This window comes from Acinetobacter sp. 228, assembly GCF_048147885.1.
This window is the reverse complement of sequence record NZ_JAYWYV010000484.1, coordinates 1-1126: the sequence shown is the minus strand read 5'-3', so window position 1 is coordinate 1126 and position 1126 is coordinate 1. Positions and strand designations below refer to the sequence as shown.

General features: G+C 39.4%; 1 protein-coding gene and 1 pseudogene. Both read right to left on the bottom strand.

The annotated features are described in order from the left end of the window. The coding region (locus tag VXQ92_RS20070; protein WP_416682968.1) for a glycosyltransferase family 2 protein at positions 1 to 817 on the bottom strand (817 nt) is incomplete at its 3' end. Beyond that, positions 804 to 1126, bottom strand: a pseudogene (locus VXQ92_RS20065) (hypothetical protein); the annotation flags it as partial. The pseudogene VXQ92_RS20065 and the gene VXQ92_RS20070, both read right to left, overlap by 14 nt.

Below are 1126 nucleotides of genomic sequence, written 5' to 3'. Positions count from 1 at the left end.
GTTTAACGAATACGCTTAACGAAGGAGGGTCCTGTTGCCAACCGATTGCATAGGGAACCCATTTAATTCGTTTTTGTCCGATAAAAATTCGGAAACTCATTTCTGTATCATCGACTAGCGATTTTTCATCAAAACCGCCCAAAGTCTCTAGAGCATCGCGCCAGATGACATAATTTGTTCCCATTAATGTTGATAGTTCAAAACGTTGCCAGCGTCCACCTTGAAAGATCCATTGGAAAAAGATGAATTCAATCGCAATAAAACGAGTCAAAATACTATCTTGCCAGTTACGAGTTCTGACTTTGCCATTTACCGCCACTAACTTTTTATCGGCTAACAAGGTTTGGGCAAGTAATCGGACGCAATCGGGTTCAGGGGTACTATCGGCATCATAAACAACAATTAACTCACCTTTGGCATGGGGAAGACCATTATTAAGCGTTCTTGATTTACCTTTCCCACCCATACCTTTGGGTACATTGACAATTTTTATGCACGGATAAATTTTTGCGAGGTTTTCTGCGATTTCAAGGGTGTTGTCTTTAGAGCCATCATTGATCAGTAAGACTTCATAAGACTCTGCCGGATAGTCCTGTTGAGCAATGGCATGCAAAGTGTCCTCAATCACAACGCCTTCATTATAAGCAGGGATCAAGACACTTAAGACTGGCCATCTTTCTGGTATTGGTAAGTTTTGCAGCTCTTTTTCAGCCGTTTTGGAATACTTCCACGCTTGATAGCTTAACCATGCCCAAAATGCTTGTGGAATCCAAATACCTAAAAAGCCAAATAAAAACAGGATATCAATTGGAGCCATTTTTACGGACCCTCCTAATAATAGAAGAGATGAGCAGCAATAATAAAATTGCCCCGACCACTAAGGAGATCCATGAAATATAGCTACCAAATGTACCGAGTAGATCCGGATACGTCGTTGTTAAAATCAGGTCAAGTGGAACAACAACAATGCTTAAAACAATAAATATATAACCTATAAGATTCGTACTTACATGTTCAGGAGTACTCTCATAATCAATATTATTAAAGTTCCAAGAAATGCCGAGTTGAGGATATCGAATATTAGATAGAGGTAAATCGGCAGGGGGATTAATGATAATTTCATAAC